General features: G+C 45.3%; 18 protein-coding genes. 3 read left to right on the top strand and 15 right to left on the bottom strand.

Annotated elements, in window-relative coordinates; all coding sequences use genetic code 11:
- Nucleotides 1–166 precede the first annotated feature (166 nt).
- Genes hemG through B9J87_RS04530 form a run of 3 tightly spaced genes read right to left on the bottom strand, consistent with a single transcriptional unit; the run spans nucleotide 167 to nucleotide 2,815 of the window.
- Entirely contained in the window at nucleotides 167–694 is a 528-nt protein-coding gene (gene hemG / locus B9J87_RS04520) for a menaquinone-dependent protoporphyrinogen IX dehydrogenase (protein WP_013855605.1), read from the bottom strand.
- Between the two features lie 9 nt (nucleotides 695–703).
- Nucleotides 704–2,161: a TrkH family potassium uptake protein gene (locus tag B9J87_RS04525; RefSeq protein ID WP_094149538.1), complete on the bottom strand. Its 1,458-nt coding sequence runs from the start codon at nucleotides 2,159–2,161 to the stop codon at nucleotides 704–706.
- 30 nt (nucleotides 2,162–2,191) lie between these two features.
- Complete coding sequence (locus tag B9J87_RS04530) at nucleotides 2,192–2,815, bottom strand: YigZ family protein (RefSeq protein WP_094149540.1); 624 nt, start codon at nucleotides 2,813–2,815, stop codon at nucleotides 2,192–2,194.
- A gap of 218 nt (nucleotides 2,816–3,033) precedes the next feature.
- On the opposite strand from B9J87_RS04530, the gene fadB reads away from it, so the two are divergent.
- Nucleotides 3,034–5,205 carry a fatty acid oxidation complex subunit alpha FadB gene (gene fadB / locus B9J87_RS04535; protein ID WP_094149543.1) on the top strand — a complete coding sequence of 724 codons (2,172 nt, stop codon included), beginning with the start codon at nucleotides 3,034–3,036 and terminating at the stop codon, nucleotides 5,203–5,205.
- Between the two features lie 14 nt (nucleotides 5,206–5,219).
- On the top strand, nucleotides 5,220–6,395 hold the full coding sequence (fadA, locus tag B9J87_RS04540; protein WP_094149545.1) for an acetyl-CoA C-acyltransferase FadA: 1,176 nt from the start codon (nucleotides 5,220–5,222) through the stop codon (nucleotides 6,393–6,395).
- 66 nt (nucleotides 6,396–6,461) lie between these two features.
- Here the strand turns inward: fadA and punR are convergent, their stop codons facing one another.
- Nucleotides 6,462–7,367, bottom strand: a complete 906-nt coding sequence (punR, locus tag B9J87_RS04545) for a DNA-binding transcriptional activator PunR (protein ID WP_017046374.1) — start codon at nucleotides 7,365–7,367, stop codon at nucleotides 6,462–6,464.
- 148 nt (nucleotides 7,368–7,515) lie between these two features.
- Here punR and punC point away from each other — a divergent pair, with 148 nt between their 5' ends.
- Nucleotides 7,516–8,721 carry a purine nucleoside transporter PunC gene (gene punC / locus B9J87_RS04550; protein ID WP_094149547.1) on the top strand — a complete coding sequence of 402 codons (1,206 nt, stop codon included), beginning with the start codon at nucleotides 7,516–7,518 and terminating at the stop codon, nucleotides 8,719–8,721.
- 64 nt (nucleotides 8,722–8,785) lie between these two features.
- On the opposite strand, the gene glmU is transcribed toward punC, so the two are convergent.
- The 11 genes from glmU to B9J87_RS04605 all read right to left on the bottom strand — a co-directional run bounded on the left by glmU (nucleotide 8,786) and on the right by B9J87_RS04605 (nucleotide 18,368).
- Complete coding sequence (glmU, locus tag B9J87_RS04555; RefSeq protein ID WP_094149549.1) at nucleotides 8,786–10,147, bottom strand: bifunctional UDP-N-acetylglucosamine diphosphorylase/glucosamine-1-phosphate N-acetyltransferase GlmU; 1,362 nt, start codon at nucleotides 10,145–10,147, stop codon at nucleotides 8,786–8,788.
- Nucleotides 10,148–10,297: 150 nt separating this feature from the next.
- Nucleotides 10,298–10,720, bottom strand: coding sequence for a F0F1 ATP synthase subunit epsilon (locus B9J87_RS04560; RefSeq protein WP_013855597.1), 423 nt, complete (start codon nucleotides 10,718–10,720; stop codon nucleotides 10,298–10,300).
- 18 nt (nucleotides 10,721–10,738) lie between these two features.
- Nucleotides 10,739–12,142, bottom strand: coding sequence for a F0F1 ATP synthase subunit beta (atpD, locus tag B9J87_RS04565; RefSeq protein WP_010319968.1), 1,404 nt, complete (start codon nucleotides 12,140–12,142; stop codon nucleotides 10,739–10,741).
- 34 nt (nucleotides 12,143–12,176) lie between these two features.
- Nucleotides 12,177–13,043, bottom strand: a complete 867-nt coding sequence (atpG, locus tag B9J87_RS04570) for a F0F1 ATP synthase subunit gamma (RefSeq protein ID WP_013855594.1) — start codon at nucleotides 13,041–13,043, stop codon at nucleotides 12,177–12,179.
- 63 nt (nucleotides 13,044–13,106) lie between these two features.
- Nucleotides 13,107–14,648 (bottom strand): F0F1 ATP synthase subunit alpha, encoded by a 1,542-nt coding sequence (atpA, locus tag B9J87_RS04575; protein ID WP_026027662.1) that lies wholly within the window; start codon nucleotides 14,646–14,648, stop codon nucleotides 13,107–13,109.
- A 13-nt stretch (nucleotides 14,649–14,661) separates the two neighbouring features.
- Complete coding sequence (gene atpH / locus B9J87_RS04580) at nucleotides 14,662–15,195, bottom strand: F0F1 ATP synthase subunit delta (protein WP_013855592.1); 534 nt, start codon at nucleotides 15,193–15,195, stop codon at nucleotides 14,662–14,664.
- Between the two features lie 15 nt (nucleotides 15,196–15,210).
- Entirely contained in the window at nucleotides 15,211–15,681 is a 471-nt protein-coding gene (atpF, locus tag B9J87_RS04585; RefSeq protein WP_013855591.1) for a F0F1 ATP synthase subunit B, read from the bottom strand.
- 76 nt (nucleotides 15,682–15,757) lie between these two features.
- Entirely contained in the window at nucleotides 15,758–16,012 is a 255-nt protein-coding gene (gene atpE / locus B9J87_RS04590; protein WP_002540812.1) for a F0F1 ATP synthase subunit C, read from the bottom strand.
- A gap of 57 nt (nucleotides 16,013–16,069) precedes the next feature.
- Nucleotides 16,070–16,900 (bottom strand): F0F1 ATP synthase subunit A, encoded by an 831-nt coding sequence (atpB, locus tag B9J87_RS04595; RefSeq protein ID WP_013855589.1) that lies wholly within the window; start codon nucleotides 16,898–16,900, stop codon nucleotides 16,070–16,072.
- A gap of 8 nt (nucleotides 16,901–16,908) precedes the next feature.
- A complete protein-coding gene (locus tag B9J87_RS04600) occupies nucleotides 16,909–17,298 on the bottom strand; it encodes a F0F1 ATP synthase subunit I (RefSeq protein WP_013855588.1) in 390 nt (129 codons plus the stop codon).
- A gap of 188 nt (nucleotides 17,299–17,486) precedes the next feature.
- Nucleotides 17,487–18,368 (bottom strand): ParB/RepB/Spo0J family partition protein, encoded by an 882-nt coding sequence (locus tag B9J87_RS04605; protein WP_017044113.1) that lies wholly within the window; start codon nucleotides 18,366–18,368, stop codon nucleotides 17,487–17,489.
- Between the last annotated feature and the right edge of the window lie 22 nt (nucleotides 18,369–18,390).

The following is an 18,390-nucleotide window of genomic DNA, read 5'->3' on the forward strand; positions in this document are numbered from 1 at the left end:
CTGATTGGCTGCTGGTTGGGCTTGAACCCTTACTGGCTGTGCCGTGTCAGTGAGGCGGCATTATAGAGATCGCCGTCACGTTGGCAACCCCTTTTTGCTGTTTTTTTTGATTTTCTATTTGTTCGAACAGAAAAAAGCCAAAAGACGCTAAAAATCGACTTTTTATTTACAATTTTTTAAAGTTATCACTAAAAAGAGATACTTTTTGCCAGTTTGTGTATTCAACTTCTTTTGAGGTATCAGTTTCACCGCCAGTCAATGACATGATGAAACGAATCATCACCTTATCGAAAAAGTGATAACGTGGATAGTAAAGAGCACCAGCGAAAACTCCGATTAGCTTGGGTTGCCATGCTGATTTACTGAGAAAGGTTTTAATATAGACACTTCCTTCTGGAGTATCTTTACCCTGCGCTTCTTTTCTTGCAGTTAAGTTGACACAAAAGAACGCCGCTTTAGCGAGTGCTAATTGCTCGGCATGTTTTTCTATAAATTGATAAAGCTTTTTATTTAAATGTCCGTAGCGAATAGAAGCACCAATTAAGACTCGATCGTAAAGAGCTAAATCAATATCCTCAATTTGATGTAAATCGGCAAGTTCGCAATCAAACTCAGAAAGTTCCTCTTTTATATAGTTAAGAATTTTCTTGGTTTGACCTTCACGGGAAGAATAGAGAAAAAGAGCTTTTTGCACGGGATATCCTTAACTGCGCCAAAACGTAGGGGTAAGCAGTATTAATAGTGTAAAAATTTCTAAGCGACCAAAGAGCATCGAAACAACCAATACCCATTTTGCACTGTCATTAACATCCGCAAAGTGTACGGAGACTTGACCCAATCCAGGCCCTAAGTTATTCAATGTTGCCGCGACGGCAGAAAATGCACTCAGTTCATCCATCCCTGTTGCGATCAATGCCAACATACACGCCACGAAGACCAGTGCGTACGCTGAGAAAAATCCCCAAACCGCGTCAACAACTCGCTGTGAAAGAGCACTTCCGCCCACCTTAATCGTATACACGGCTCTTGGGTGGATAAGGCGTTTCATCTCACGAGCACCTTGTAAGGTAAGCAATAAGATACGGATCACTTTCATGCCACCGCCCGTAGAGCCAGCACACCCACCTATAAATGAAGAAAACAGCAATAATACAGGTAAGAATAACGGCCAATCTGCAAAACCTGTTGTGGTAAAGCCTGCCGTCGTCGAAATGGATACCGTTTGAAATAGCGCCTGATCAAAAGCGTCATAAAAAGAGTCGTAAGAATGGTGTTTGAGTAAAATCGAAAAGCAAACCGCAAACAAAATGACTTGTATAAGAGCAAAAGCTCTAAACTCTGGATCTTTAAGGTAATATTTTGGATGAACACCACCTGTCGCAAACGCCACGTAATGGAGCGTAAAATTACAGGCTGAAATGAGTAAAAAAACAACCGTAATTAAATTGATCGCATAACTGTCAAAATACCCCATGCTTGCATCATGAGTCGAAAACCCACCAATAGCGATCGTAGAGAAGCTATGACAAATCGCATCAAATAGGGTCATCCCTGCTACCCAAAAAGCAGTCGCGCAGGCAATCGTTAAGCTTAAATAGATGTACCAAAGTGCTTTAGCGGTTTCGGCGATTCTTGGAGTGACTTTAGTATCTTTGACCGGGCCTGGAATTTCTGCTCGATATAACTGCATTCCCCCAATTCCCAATACTGGCAAAATGGCCACCGCTAGAACGATGATCCCCATCCCACCAAACCATTGTAAAAACTGCCGATAGAACAAAATCGCTTTAGGTAATTCATCTAACCCAACAATGACGGTTGCTCCGGTGGTGGTTAATGCTGAAAACGATTCAAAAAACGCATCCGTCACCGATACATTAGGGTTATCCGCTAACCAAAATGGTAATGAACCCGCACTACCGATAACCGTCCAAAACAGTACAACGATCAAAAAACCGTCTCTGGCTTTCAATTCATGTCGATAGCGGCGGTTTGGAAACCAAAAAAAACCGCCACACATCAACAATACAAAAAAGGTCGTGACAAAAGGTACACCTGCACCATCGCGGTACAGCAAAGCCACCAGCGCAGGGGCAAGCATAGAGACACTAAATAGCGCGAGCAAAAGCCCGACGATACGAATAATAGATCGAATTTGCATTGCTTTTTCTGAAGCGAAGCTTCTGACTTCCTAATTATTTTTTATGGCGGTCACTACAGCTTTTGCACCGCTTTTATTAATGATAGTTTGAGTAAAGGCATCAAGATGGCGCAATTCTATCTCAACAAGAAATTTAACCTGTTCTTTATAATCGGCTTCGACTTCTAATGCTTCATACTGCGCGATGATGGATTGAGTAATCGGCACAAAACTGTAGTCTAACGTTAGGGATAATTTTGTGGTGATTTTTTTCTCAATAGTTTGAAGCTGCTTGAGTGCTTGTTGTACTCCGCCACCATAAGCTTTAACTAACCCACCAGTGCCAAGACGAATCCCACCATAATAACGAGTGACGACGGCCGTTAACTCCCCGACACTCGATCCGGCTAGCTGCGCCAATATCGGTTTGCCCGCCGTCCCTGATGGCTCACCATCATCACTAAAACCCCACAACATCGAATCTTCCGGTCGTCCGGCAACAAAGCCCCAGCAGTTATGTCTGGCGTCGCTATGTTTTGTCTTTATTTGCGCAACGAAGGCTTTGGCAGCATCTACACTCGGAGTATGGGCCAAATAGGTAATAAAGAGGCTTTTTTTGATTTCCTCTTCAAATTGGGTGGGCAACGCTGGAATTAAATAAGGTTGTTCGTTCATGTGAAATCATAGATCGAGCGGATGGCAAGAGTGTAACACGTGCACTTAAAAAAGCAGCGCTGATCTCCACTCGCACTCAATGTTAAACAGTTGTTTAAAAAATGTATTGAAATTAAACAATCCTCAGGTCAAACTAAACCGACTGGTCAAACCAGAACCATTAATACAACAAAAACTCTCACACACGATCTTAAGGTTGTATGTCACGGAGATAGACAATGATTTACCAAGCCAACACCCTACAGGTAAAGGAATTACAAGATGGTATTGCGGAGTTGCGTTTCTGCTCCAAGGAGTCAGTGAACAAACTTGACCTTGCCACTCTTGAATCGCTCAACCATGCACTTGATGCCCTAAAAGCCCACCAAGGACTGAAAGGCCTTATTCTTACTTCCGATAAAGAATCTTTTATTGTCGGGGCTGATATCACTGAGTTTTTAGGTCTCTTTGCTAAACCTGCGCAAGAACTCGACCAATGGCTGCAATTTGCCAATAGCATTTTCAACAAACTAGAAGATCTACCCGTTCCGACACTAGCCGCTTTAACAGGGCACGCGCTAGGCGGTGGATGTGAGTGTGTACTCGCTACCGATTTCCGTATTGGTGACGCGACCACCAGCATAGGATTACCGGAAACAAAGCTTGGTATTATGCCGGGGTTCGGTGGCTGTGTGCGTCTGCCTCGTGTAATTGGTGCCGACAATGCTATGGAAGTGATCACTCAAGGCAAAGCATGTCGTGCTGAGGAAGCCCTTAAAATTGGACTGCTCGATGCGATTGTTGATAGCGACAAACTGCTTGAGTCAGCACTCAAAACCATCACATCGGCCATCAATGAAACCGTTGATTGGAAAATGCGTCGCCAGCAAAAAATGTCCGCGCTGACACTCAGCAAATTAGAAGCCATGATGAGCTTCACCATGGCCAAAGGCTTGGTTACACAGCATGCCGGACCTCATTATCCAGCGCCAATAACCGCTGTTATTGCAATAGAAGAAGCCGCGCGCTGTAGCCGTGATGAAGCATTGGCCATTGAGCGTAGACACTTCGTTAAGCTCGCTCATTCTGAAGCGGCGAAATCCTTGGTCGGTTTATTCCTCAACGACCAATATATTAAAGCACTGGCAAAAAAAGCGGCTAAATCAGCCAATAAAGAAACCGGACGAGCGGCTGTACTTGGTGCGGGTATCATGGGCGGCGGCATTGCTTATCAATCGGCAGTAAAGGGCGTGCCTGTTTTGATGAAAGATATTGCTCAATCGTCCCTTAATTTAGGTATGACAGAGGCATCTAAGTTACTCAACAAGCAGCTAGAGCGCGGAAAAATTGATGGTTTTAAAATGGCAAGTGTGCTGGCATCGATTACGCCTAGCCTGCATTATGCGGGGATTGAGCAAGCGGATGTAATTGTTGAAGCTGTGGTTGAAAACCCGAAAATCAAAGCCGCGGTACTAAGTGAAGTCGAAGCCAATGTTGGTGAGGATGCGGTTATCACCTCGAACACCTCAACCATTCCAATCAACCTACTGGCCAAATCACTCAAACGTCCAGAAAACTTCTGTGGTATGCACTTTTTTAACCCAGTACATCGTATGCCATTGGTGGAAATTATTCGTGGTGAACACACTTCCGATGAAACCATCAATCGAGTTGTCGCTTACGCGGCCAAAATGGGTAAATCCCCCATCGTGGTCAATGACTGCCCTGGGTTCTTCGTAAACCGCGTACTTTTCCCTTACTTTGGTGGCTTTAGTTTATTACTGCGCGATGGCGCTGATTTCACTCAAATCGATAAAGTGATGGAGCGTAAGTTTGGTTGGCCAATGGGCCCTGCTTATCTTCTAGATGTGGTCGGTATTGATACCGCTCACCATGCACAAGCAGTAATGGCACAAGGTTTCCCCGAACGTATGGGTAAACAGGGCCGCGATGCTATTGATGCACTGTTTGACGCCAATAAATATGGCCAGAAAAATGGCAGCGGTTTCTATCAATACACTTTAGATAAGAAAGGCAAACCGAAGAAAACTTTCTCTGAAGAGGTTCTCACTGTTCTTAACGTAGAATGTGGTGATAAACGTACTTTTGATGATCAAACCATCATTGAGCGCATGATGATTCCGATGATCAATGAAGTGGCACTCTGTTTAGAAGAGAAGATCATCGCTTCACCCCAAGAAGCGGATATGGCGTTGGTGTACGGCTTGGGGTTCCCTCCTTTTAGAGGCGGCGTATTCCGCTATCTCGATAGTCTTGGCTTACAAAACTACGTTGCAATGGCAAGCCAATACCAAGCATTGGGCGCGATGTATCATGTACCTCAACTGCTGCTTGATATGGCAGAAAAAGGCGAGACCTTCTACGGTACTCAACAAGCAAGTTCTATCTAAGGAGAGATGTCCAAATGACTTCACATAAGAGAAATGTCGTAATTGTTGATTGCCTACGCACCCCGATGGGTCGTTCAAAAGGTGGGGCATTTCGTCATACTCGTGCGGAAGATTTATCTGCACATCTGATGAAAGGCATTTTAGCCCGTAATCCACAAGTCAACCCAAAAGAGATCGAAGATATCTACTGGGGTTGTGTGCAACAAACCTTAGAACAAGGCTTTAACGTCGCGCGTAATGCGGCACTGTTGGCTGGCTTGCCGATTGAAATTGGTGCCGTCACCGTTAACCGTTTATGTGGTTCATCAATGCAAGCACTGCATGATGCCACCCGCGCCATTATGGTTGGTGATGCTGAAATCTGCCTTGTGGGCGGCGTTGAGCATATGGGACACGTACCGATGAACCATGGCGTTGATTTCCATCCTGGCATGTCAAAAACCGTTGCCAAAGCTGCGGGGATGATGGGGTTAACGGCTGAGATGTTAGGTAAAATGCACGGCATTAGCCGTGAGCAACAAGATGCCTTTGCCGCTCGTTCGCATCAACGCGCTTACGCAGCAACCGTTGAAGGCCGCTTCAAAAATGAAATCCTCCCCACTGAAGCTCATGCCGAAGATGGTACTCTGTTCACGCTGGATTTTGATGAAGTGATCCGCCCGGAAACCACTGTTGAGGGGCTAGCACAGTTGCGTCCTGTTTTTGACCCAGCCAATGGTACTGTAACGGCAGGCACCTCATCGGCTCTGTCCGATGGCGCATCGGCGATGTTGATCATGAGCGAAGAGAAAGCCAATGCGCTTGGCTTAAAGATTCGTGCGCGTGTGAAATCAATGGCCGTCGCTGGTTGCGATCCTTCAATTATGGGTTACGGGCCAGTTCCGGCGACCCATAAAGCGCTACAGCGCGCAGGCCTCACCATGCAAGATATGGATGTGATTGAGTTAAACGAAGCGTTTGCAGCTCAATCTCTACCTTGCGCGAAAGATCTCGGTTTGCTCGATGTAGTGGATGAGAAGGTTAACCTAAATGGAGGGGCGATCGCGCTGGGTCACCCTCTCGGGTGTTCTGGCACGCGCATCTCCACCACACTGATTAACTTGATGGAAGCGAAAGACGTCAAATATGGTCTAGCAACGATGTGCATTGGTTTAGGCCAAGGCATTGCGACTATTTTTGAGCGCCCATAACCATTCTGTTTTTCTTCTCACTGAAGAGTCTTTTAAGAGCCAGCACTGCTGGCTCTTCTTATTAGGTTATTTAGCTTGAAGCCAATCACGATAAAGTTGATCGCTACTGCCCAGATAATTCACCATCCACTCAATCAATTTATGATTATCGTCTTTGCGCCACACTAGGCAGCATTGACTAAGCAGTTTATCAACGGTGAGAACCCGTTCAACCAACCCACCATCAACAATCAAAGGTTGTGCAATGTGTCTTGGCATGTAGCCCACACCGACTTCATTTTTTAAGCATTCAATCGCACTATACCAATTCGGTAAAAGTAAGCGCCGTTGCTGCGGGTAGTGATCCGTATGCCGCTTGGGTAATACACTTGACGTGTCATCCAAACAAATCGCCGGGAACTGACTGACAAAATCTTCGCTTAAATAGGGCTCTTGAGCACAAGGGTGATGAGGAGACATCACAAATGCCCAATCCAACACACCCATGTCACGCACTTCAAAATCACCACCGACAGGAATCGCAGAGGTTGCACCAATCACAATGTCAGCTCGACCTTGCGCAATAGCTTCCCATGAGCCATTAAACACTTCCATGTTGATTTGCAGCTCAGCAAACTCAAACGTGCGATAAAAATCTTCCACCAGCGGTTTCATTTTGTCGAGTTTGACCACGTTATCAAGCGTCAATTTTAGCGTTTTCTGCCAACCATGCGCCGCGCGTTTAGTTTGTGAACGAATCTCTTCCATCTGCCTAAGCAATTGGCGAGCCTCCACCATAAACAGCTCACCAGCGGGCGTCAGTTCCACCTTTCTAGGTAAACGGCGAAACAGCAACACATCCAAATCTTGTTCGACTTGACGAACGCCGTAGCTGATCGCTGACGGCACTTTATGCAAAACCTCCGCAGCGGCGGTAAAACTACCCAATCGTGCGACAGTATCAAGCATTTCTAATGAGGATTTAGAAAACATAAGCCTTCAATTTTTTTGATGAATAACCAACAAATTTAGCGTTTCATTTAATATTAAACGAAAAATAGAATAGATGAGTAGATAAATTAAGGTTGGCATAGATTAATGCTGGCCAAGTATTGATTAATTTTTTTGAATGGTAATAAAAATGAAAGCATCAAAATTACAGTTGCTGTACTTAGCCGCGCTCTCTATGCTTGGCTTCATTGCCACAGACATGTACCTCCCTGCCTTTAAAGCGATGGAAATGGACTTTGCCACAGGGCCAGAGCAAATAGCCTTGTCTCTCACCGTTTTTCTGGTCGGTATGGCATTAGGTCAACTGGTGTGGGGCTTAACTTCCGATAAATATGGTCACCGTAACACTTTAGCGGCTGGCCTAGTTCTCTTCACGTTGGCATCATTTGGTTTAGCTTTCAGCGAGCAGGTGTGGCAATTATTAGCGTTGCGCTTTGTGCAAGCTTTAGGGGTGTGTGCTCCCGCAGTGATCTGGCAAGCAATGGTAATTCAACGCTACCCAGCTAAAACAAGCCAGCAAATATTCGCCACCATTATGCCTTTGGTCGCGCTTTCACCCGCGCTTGCACCTCAATTAGGCGTCTTACTGGCCGATAACTTTGGTTGGCACAGTATTTTTGTGACATTGACATTGATGGGCGTTGCGCTTGTAGCCTGTACTTTTGCTCAAAAAAATGAACAATCACAACCCAAACAAACCTCAATTAAGCAAGATATCAAAGCTCTGCTCAGCACTAAAACCTACTTGGGTAATGTAATGATGTTTGCTTGCGCTTCTGCGGCCTTCTTTGCTTACTTGACTGGGATGCCAGAGATTATGGCACGCCTTGGTTATGCCGCTAAAGATATCGGTTTGAGTTTTATTCCTCAAACGATCGCTTTCATGGTTGGTGGCTACTTAGGTAAGGTGGGAGTGAATAAATTTGGTGACGAAAAAGTGCTCAAGCAGTTGATTGGCCTCTCCAGCGTTGCCACTTTATTAGTATTCATTGCCTCACAGTGGCAACTGACCTCAATTTGGCCAATTTTGGCACCGTTTTGCTTAATAGCAGTTGCCAACGGAGCGCTTTACCCTATCGTGGTGAACCGCGCACTATCGAGTGCCAAACAAAGCCCAGCCACTGCAGCGGGTTTACAAAATAGCTTACAAATCTGCGTTAGTAGTTTAGCCAGCGCATTGGTCGCAACGTTGGCCAGCCAAGCACAAATGGTGACGGGTATTGCAATTATGATTTGTATGGGCGGGCTATGGATTGGTTATATCGTCTCGAACCGCGAACTTTCTCAACACTTCACCGCACCAGATAATGCACGCGTAGTCAGCGATGAAGAGTAAGTCTTTTAATAAGAACTGATACAAAAAGCCGCTCATGATGAGCGGCTTTTTAATCGTTCATTTGTTAGCTACGCTTAACAGGACGCTTCCAACCATTGATTTTGCGCTCTTTCGCGCGAGTGATGACTAACTCACCTTCAGCAACGTTACTGCTTAGCGTAGTGCCAGCACCAATCGTTGCACCATTGGCGATCGTTACAGGAGCAATCAACTGGCTGTCTGAACCGACAAACACATCATCACCAATTGTGGTTTTGAATTTATTGATACCATCGTAATTACAAGTGATAACGCCAGCTCCGACATTAACACGCTGGCCAATTTCGGCATCACCAAGATAAGTTAAGTGATTGGCTTTCGAACCTTCACCCAAGCGAGTATTTTTTACTTCTACGAAATTACCCACGTGTGCATCATTACGCAGTTCAGCACCAGGACGTAAACGGGTAAAAGGCCCAACGGTACAGTTTTCTGCAACGGTTGCCCCTTCAATGACGCTGTATGGGCGGATCACTGTGTTGTCATCAATTTCGCAATCTTTAAGCACGCAACCCATGCCGATAATTACGTTATCACCCAAAGAGACATTTCCTTCGATGATGACGTTTGCATCAATCTCAACATCCATCCCACACTGTAATTCACCACGCAGATCAAAACGCGTAGGATCACGTAGCATCACACCTTGTTCTAATAGCTTTTTCGCTTGTGTTGCTTGATAAGCACGCTCTAAACGAGCCAGTTGAGCGCGATCATTTACCCCTTCCACTTCAATAGAGCTGGCAGGATGAACAGCCTCAACTGCGCGGCCTTCATTGTGCGCTGCAGCGATAACATCTGTCAGATAATATTCGCCTTGTGCGTTCTCATTACTTAAGCCTGACAACCAGCGCTTGAGATCGCGCCCCGTTGCCACCATCACGCCCGTATTGATCTCTTTAATTAACTTTTGCTCATCGGTGGCATCTTTTTGTTCAACAATCGCCACCACAGGGCCATGCTTACGCACGATACGGCCATAACCGGTTGGGTTATCCAGTACCACTGTCAGCAAGGCTATCCCATCATTAGGCTGTGCATCTAACAAGCTTTCCACGGTTTCTTCCGAGATCAATGGAACATCACCGTACAACACGAGGATCTTCTCATCGTCTTGGAAATGAGGCGAGGCTTGATCAACGGCATGGCCAGTTCCTAATTGATCCGCTTGCAGCACCCAGTTAACCGACTCTTCGGCAAGCGCTTGCTGCATTTGCTCACCACCATGACCATAAACCAAGTGGATATTTTGGGCACCTAAGCTATTGCACGTATCAATTACGTGTTTCACCATTGGCTTACCCGCCAGTGTGTGCAGCACTTTAGGCATATTAGAATACATTCGAGTACCTTTACCTGCTGCGAGGATCACTGCGCTAAATTTCATTGACAACCTATTGACGTTAAAAAAGTTAAGCCGCATTTTAGCGGTAATTAAAGAGATAGTTAATTTAACTAAATAATTTTCTGTTAAAAAATAAGCAAAAAGGCGACCTATAGGTCGCCTTTTTACATCACGTCTTAATTATAAAACACATTAACGACGTTTTTTGGTCAGCTCGATAACTCGTAACTGAGCCATGGCTTTAGCCAGTTCACTGGCCGCTTGTGCGAAGTTCATATCGCCATGCTGATTTGAAATATTCTCTTCAGCTTTGCGTTTGGCTTCTTCTGCCTTAGCTGCGTCTAGTTCTTCACCACGAATTGCCGTATCAGCCAGTACTGTAGCAGTACCCGGTTGCACTTCGACAATACCACCCGAAACATAAATAATTTCTTCGTGGCCGTGTAGCTTAACGATACGCACCATACCAGGCTTAATAGCGGTCAGCAGCGGTGTGTGACCATGGAAAATTCCCAGTTCACCTTCGCTACCGGTCACCTGAAACGTTTCGACTTGGCCAGAGAAGATTTTCTTCTCTGCACTGACGACGTCTAGGTGAAAGGTTATTGCTGCCATATCGCCTCCTAGTTAGCCTTATAGCTTCTTAGCATTCTCAATCGCATCGTCGATAGTACCGCAGTACATAAACGCTTGCTCTGGAATGTCATCGTATTCACCAGATAGAAGACCTTTGAAGCCACGTAGCGTCTCTTTTAGAGGTACGTAAACACCAGGGTCACCTGTAAATACTTCAGCTACGTGATAAGGCTGAGTTAGAAAACGTTCAATCTTACGTGCACGTGATACAACTTGCTTATCCGATTCAGACAACTCGTCCATACCCAAGATCGCAATGATGTCTTTCAGCTCTTTGTAGCGCTGAAGCGTCTGCTGAACGCCACGAGCGATGTCGTAGTGCTCTTGACCTACGACGAGTGGGTCTAGCTGACGAGACGTTGAATCGAGTGGGTCGATCGCTGGGTATAGGCCCATTGCTGCGATGTTACGGTTAAGTACAACCGTTGCATCCAAGTGCGCGAACGTTGTGGCTGGAGACGGGTCCGTCAAGTCATCTGCTGGTACATATACCGCCTGTACAGAAGTGATAGAACCTTGCTTAGTTGACGTAATACGCTCCTGAAGCACACCCATTTCTTCTGCAAGAGTAGGTTGGTAACCTACCGCTGAAGGCATACGACCTAGCAGTGCTGATACTTCCGTACCGGCAAGCGTGTAACGGTAGATGTTATCGATGAACAGAAGTACGTCACGACCTTCGTCACGGAAACGTTCTGCCATTGTCAAACCCGTCAGTGCAACACGTAGACGGTTGCCTGGTGGCTCGTTCATCTGTCCGTAAACCATCGCTACTTTTGATTTTTCAGGCTCTTCGATGTTTACAACACCTGCTTCCTGCATCTCATAGTAGAAATCGTTACCTTCACGAGTACGTTCACCAACACCCGCAAATACTGAAAGACCTGAGTGTTGCAGTGCGATGTTGTTGATAAGCTCCATCATGTTAACGGTCTTACCTACACCTGCACCACCAAATAGACCGATTTTACCACCCTTAGAGAATGGACAAACCAAATCGATTACTTTTACACCGGTTTCAAGAAGAGCAGTTTCGTTTGATTGCTCTTCATAGCTTGGAGCTGGACGGTGGATAGAGTAAAGCTCTTCCGCACCGATTTCACCACGCTCATCAATCGCATCACCAAGCACGTTCATGATACGACCTAAAGTCTTAATACCGACTGGTACTGAAATTGGAGCGCCAGTATTTTCAACTACCAAACCACGACGTAAACCATCAGAGCTACCCATTACGATTGCGCGAATCACGCCACCGCCAAGCTGCTGTTGAACTTCAAGAACGAGACGTTCTTTTGAATCCACAACATTCAGAGCATCGTAAACACTTGGTACTTCGCCCTGTGGGAACTCTACGTCGACTACCGCACCGATGATCTGTACGATCTTACCTGTAGCCATCGTTAATCCTCTAAACTGTTTGTTTTACCTAAGCTTAAACCGCTGCTGCACCAGAAACGATTTCCGATAGTTCTTGTGTAATCGCCGCCTGACGGGCTTTGTTATACACAAGCTGTAAATCATCAATCAAGTTGCTTGCGTTATCGGTAGCTGCTTTCATCGCAATCATTCGAGCAGCTTGCTCACAAGCAAGATTCTCAACCACACCCTGATAAACCTGAGACTCTACATAACGCAGCAATAGTGCATCGAGTAGAGGCTTTGGTTCAGGCTCATAGATGTAGTCCCAAGAATGTTCGCGTTTCATCTCTTCGCTATTCGATCTAGGCAAAGGTAGTAATTGATCGATCGTTGGTTCTTGAACCATAGTATTCACAAATTTGTTGAACACTACGTATAGGCGATCCAACTCACCTGCATCATATTTCTTCAGCATAACACCAACGGAACCGATCAAATCTTCCAAGGTTGGGCTATCGCCCAAACCAGAGACTTGAGCAGCGACTTTAGCGCCACTGTTTCTAAAGAAAGCCGTTGCCTTTGAGCCCACAATTGCAAGCTCAACCTCAGCACCTTTCTCCGACCAATCTTTCATGTCATGTAGAGCTTTTTTGAACAAGTTCACGTTCAAACCACCACACAAACCACGGTCTGTTGAAATAATGATGTAACCAACACGTTTGGCTTCGCGCTCTTCTAGATAAGGATGACGATATTCTAGATTTGCACTCGCCACATGACCGATCACTTTACGCATTGTTTCAGCGTATGGACGAGAAGCTTCCATGCCGTCTTGCGAACGACGCATTTTTGAAGCTGCTACCATTTCCATCGCTTTCGTAATTTTCTGCGTGCTTTTAACACTACCGATTTTATTACGTATCTCTTTTGCGCCGGCCATCGTTTTACTCTCTTTTAAGGTAATCCGTTATTGGTCAGTGGTGACCCTAGGGTCACCCACCAATTACCAGGTCTGGGTTGCCTTGAAATCGTCAACCAGTTTCTTGAACTGAGCTTCGATTTCATCGTTATAAGCACCCGATTTGTCGATATCTTTTACAAGATCAACATATTGACCACGAGCATACGACAGTAGAGCAGATTCAAAATCAGCCAGTTTATTCAACGCAACATCATTTAAATAACCACGCTCTGCCGCAAAGATAACCAACGCTTGGTCAAACACAGACATCGGAGCATATTGTTTCTGCTTCATCAGCTCTGTTACTTTCTGACCATGGTTTAGCTGTCTCTTCGTCGCTTCATCAAGATCTGACGAGAACTGAGCAAATGCAGCAAGTTCACGGTACTGTGCAAGCGCGGTACGGATACCACCTGACAGTTTCTTGATGATTTTCGTCTGAGCGGCACCACCTACACGAGATACTGAAATACCAGGGTCAACGGCTGGGCGAACACCCGCGTTGAATAGCTCAGTTTGTAGGAAGATCTGACCATCGGTAATCGAGATTACGTTAGTCGGTACGAATGCTGAAACGTCACCCGCTTGTGTTTCAATGATAGGTAGAGCGGTTAAAGAACCGGTTTTACCTTTCACTTCACCCTTAGTGAAACGTTCTACATACTCTTCGCTAACACGAGCAGCACGCTCAAGTAGACGAGAGTGGAGATAGAAAACGTCACCTGGGAATGCTTCACGGCCTGGTGGGCGTTTGAGTAGTAGTGAGATCTGACGGTAAGCAACCGCTTGTTTAGATAAGTCATCATAAACAATCAGTGCATCTTCACCGCGATCGCGGAAGTATTCACCCATTGCACAACCTGCATATGGCGCAAGGTATTGCAATGCCGCTGATTCAGAAGCCGATGCAACAACCACAACTGTGTTTGCAAGCGCGCCGTGCTCTTCTAATTTGCGTACTACGTTAGCGATAGTTGAGGCTTTTTGGCCAATCGCAACATAGATAGAGTAAATACCTGAATCTTTTTGGTTAATAATTGCGTCGATCGCCATTGCTGTTTTACCAGTTTGACGGTCACCGATGATAAGTTCACGTTGGCCACGACCGATTGGGATCATAGAGTCAACTGACTTATAGCCGGTTTGTACTGGTTGATCGACTGATTTACGGTCGATTACACCAGGTGCAATCATTTCAACAGGTGAAGACAATTTCGCTTCGATAGGACCTTTACCATCGATAGGCTGACCGAGTGTATTCACTACGCGACCTAACAATTCAGGACCAACTGGCACTTCAAGAATACGACCAGAACCTGTTACTTTCATGCCTTCCTTAAGGTCAGCATATGGGCCCATGACAACCGCACCAACCGAGTCACGCTCAAGGTTAAGTGCAAGTGCATAACGGCCACTCGGTAATTCAATCATTTCACCTTGCATCACGTCCGCTAGGCCGTGAATGCGAATGATACCATCGCTTACCGATACGATAGTACCTTCATTGCGAGCTTCACTAACAACGTCGAAAGATTCGATACGTTGTTTAATTAGATCGCTAATTTCCGTGGAATTAAGTTGCATGCTCCAATCCCCATCAAGACTGTAATGCATCGCTCAGGCGGTTTAAACGACCGCGGGCTGAGTTATCGATGACAAGGTCTCCGGCTCGAATTATAACCCCACCAAGTAGGGTCTCATCTATACTGCAATTCAGCTGAACTTTGCGTTCAAGACGCTGCTCAAGTTTGGTGCTGATATTGACAAGCTGTTCATCAGAAAGCTCAGTTGCTGAAATCACTTCAACATCCATCTGCTTCTCATGCTCTTGTTTCAGAGCAAAGAACTGTTCACTAACATCAGGAAGAGCCTTTAATCGGCCATTCTCAGCCATCACCTTTAGCAGGTTCTGGCCATAAACATCAAACTGTTCGCCACAAATTGCGATGAAAATTTCCGCTAATTTCTCAGCCGAAACAGAGCCCGTTAGTAGCTCTTTCATTTGCTCGTTCTTTGCGACCTCGGCAGCAAAAGCTAACATCTGACCCCATTGGTCAAGTTGCTTTTTCTCTACCGCAAAATCGAATGCTGCTTTAGCATAGGGGCGTGCAATTGTAGTCAAATCAGACATAAAGCGCCCCCATCCTTAAAGTCTTGCAGTAATGTTGTCGAGAATATCTTTGTGCGCATCTTTATCGATAGAACGCTCAAGGATTTTCTCAGCACCAGCTACAGCCAGAGTTGCAACTTGTTTACGCAGCTCATCGCGGGCACGGTTACGTTCAGATTCAAGTTCAGCTTCCGCTTGAGCAAGGATTTTCTGGCGTTCTGCCTGAGCTTCCTCACGTGCTTCATCTAAAATTTGAGCTTTACGTTTATTTGCCTGTTCGATGACCTCAGTTGCAGTGCGCTTCGCTTCTTTCATTTGTTCAGAAGCGTTGGCTTGTGCTAGATCCAAGTTTTTAGCAGCACGCTCAGCGGCTGAAAGACCGTCAGCAATTTTCTTCTGACGCTCTTCGATCGCATTCATGATTGGCGGCCATACATATTTCATGCAGAACCACACAAACAGTGCAAACGCGATTGCTTGACCTAGCAGAGTTGCGTTCATATTCACAACAGCTACCCCTCTATTTGTTCACCAACGAAAAGTATTAATCAACGACAAATCATCAATTTGTGTGATCGGTTGATTAACCTAGTTGACCAACAAATGGGTTCGCGAAAGTGAATAGAAGCGCAATTACGATACCGATCATAGGAACCGCATCAAGTAGACCCGCGATGATGAACATCTTAACTTGTAGCATAGGAGCCATTTCTGGTTGACGAGCAGCACCTTCAAGGAATTTACCGCCTAGAAGTGCGAAACCAATCGCTGTACCAAGAGAAGCAAGACCGACGATAATACCTACGGCGATTGCAGAAAAGCTCAGTAAAGTTTCCATTACTATCTCCAATTTATAGTTGTTGGCTTATGTGCCCAAATAAAAAGCTTTAAAAAATTAATGATCACTATCTTCGTGTGCCATTGATAGATAAACAATAGTCAGCATCATGAACACGAAAGATTGAATCAGAATTACCAGAATATGGAAAATCGCCCACGGTAGTGAACCCATCCATTGTAGCCACCATGGTAGCATCGCTGCGATAAGAATAAATACCACCTCACCTGCGAACATGTTACCGAATAGACGCATACCGAGTGAGAGAGGTTTCGCAAGTAACGATACCACTTCAATAAGTAGGTTAAACGGAATCATGGTCCAGTGATTGAATGGATGTAGAGCTAATTCTTTCGCAAAACCACCTAGGCCTTTCACTTTGATGCTGTAGTAAATCATCAGAGCAAATACGCCTAGAGCCATAGCCATGGTGATATTCACATCAGCTGACGGAACCACTTTTAGATAAGGGATACCAAGCCAATGTTGTGCTGGATACGGTAAGAAATCGATGGGCACTAAGTCCATGATGTTCATTAACAATACCCAACAAAAGATAGTCAGTGCCAGCGGTGCTATAAGTGGATTGCGTCCATGAAAGGTGTCTTTGACGTTTTGATCGACAAATTCTACCAATATTTCAACAAAACACTGCAGCTTACCGGGTACACCCGCTGTTGCTTTCTTTGCTACAGAGCGAAATATCCATAGGAATATTAAGCCAGTAAACAAGGAAAAAAACAGGCTATCGATATGTACGTTCCAGAAACTCGTCTCACTAATTGACAGCCCCAAATCGTAATGCTCAGAAATCTTCGCAAGAGAGAGGTTCGTCAAGTGGTGTTCAATGTATCCGGACGATGTTAGCGCTTCACCTGGCGCAGCCATAACTCATCCTATTTTTTGTTGTTAATGAATAGCACTGGCGCACAGATATTAATACCTAGAGCCAGCAAATAGGTTAGTTTGAGGGGAACGAGTTCCACCTGCATATACATGTAGGCAACACAGAACAGTGCAACTGTGATGAGGATCTTGAGTACTTCGCCAGTGTAGAAAGAGGCCGCAACTTGCTTCGCAGCACGAGCTCCACTAAACATAAAAGCACACAGCGCAAAAACCGCATTGGCAATGACAAAGATGCCACCCCCAATCAGCGCAGAAAAGCCCCATTCAGCATTTACAGCTACCGCCATCCCTGCCGCCACAAAAATAACCGCGCCAGACTGGATCATTAACAATCGCTTAGCAAGCTCTCGTCCTGGTCTAGCCAACGCAGCTACCATGTATTCGTACCTCTAGTAATATCCTCAGCTCATCTACAACATAGGGCTGGGAAATTGGCGAAAATTATACGGTGAGTCGAACTGATTGCAATTGAAAGACAGCAAAAAGTTACAATTTTGTTTACAAACCGACAACTTTCAAATAAAAAAACGTTTTTTGCATAATTGACTTAAATCAATTATCTCATTTAGCTTTCTAGCTTGGCAATTAGTTGCTCTAATTTGTGAGGCTCATCAAGACTAATCGTCATTTTGGCTTTGCCACCTTTTGAACGAATGATCGACACTTTAGCCCCTAACATTTCACTCAATCTTTGTGACATTTGTTGTGCATCTAAGTCTTCCGATGCCGATCCGTCCTCAGAAGGCTGTGTTAGACACTTTTTCACTAATTGCTCAGTTTGTCTCACGGTCAGCTGTTTTGCGGCCACACGTTGTGCAATTTCAATTTGTTGATCGCCTTCGAGCATCAATAATGCTCGTGCATGGCCCATTTCAAGCTGCTTGGTTTCCACTAAACGCTTCACGCCATCCGCCAATTGATTTAAGCGTAATAAATTACTCACGGTAGTGCGTGATTTACCAATCACATCAGCCACCTGCTGGTGAGTGAGCTTAAATTCGTCTTGCAACCGCTCTAAAGCTTGTGCTTCTTCAATCGCATTCAAATCTTCGCGTTGAATATTTTCTATCAGTGCCATCGCAATCGCAGCGCGATCTTGGACATTTTTGATCAAACAGGGCACTTGCTTTAAACCTGCTTGTTTTGCAGCGCGCCAACGGCGTTCACCTGCAATAATTTCATAGCCACCAAGCTCTAAACGTCTTACTACGATCGGCTGGATAATACCTTGCGATTGGATAGACGCAGATAGCTCTTCCAACGCTTCTGCCGACATATCTTTACGTGGTTGATACATGCCAGGTTTCAAATTTGATACCGCAATATCCATTAATTCGCCATCAGAAGAGAGTGCTTGGCTATGTGAGGCGGCTTGCTCCTTTTCACGAGCAAGAGAACTGGTTGCGAGCAATGCATCCAATCCTTTTCCTAAACCACGTTTAGTCATGTAGACGAATTCCTTTAGTTGA

Source organism: Vibrio sp. V19_P1S1T109 (genome assembly GCF_002241375.1).
GTDB lineage: Bacteria > Pseudomonadota > Gammaproteobacteria > Enterobacterales > Vibrionaceae > Vibrio > Vibrio anguillarum.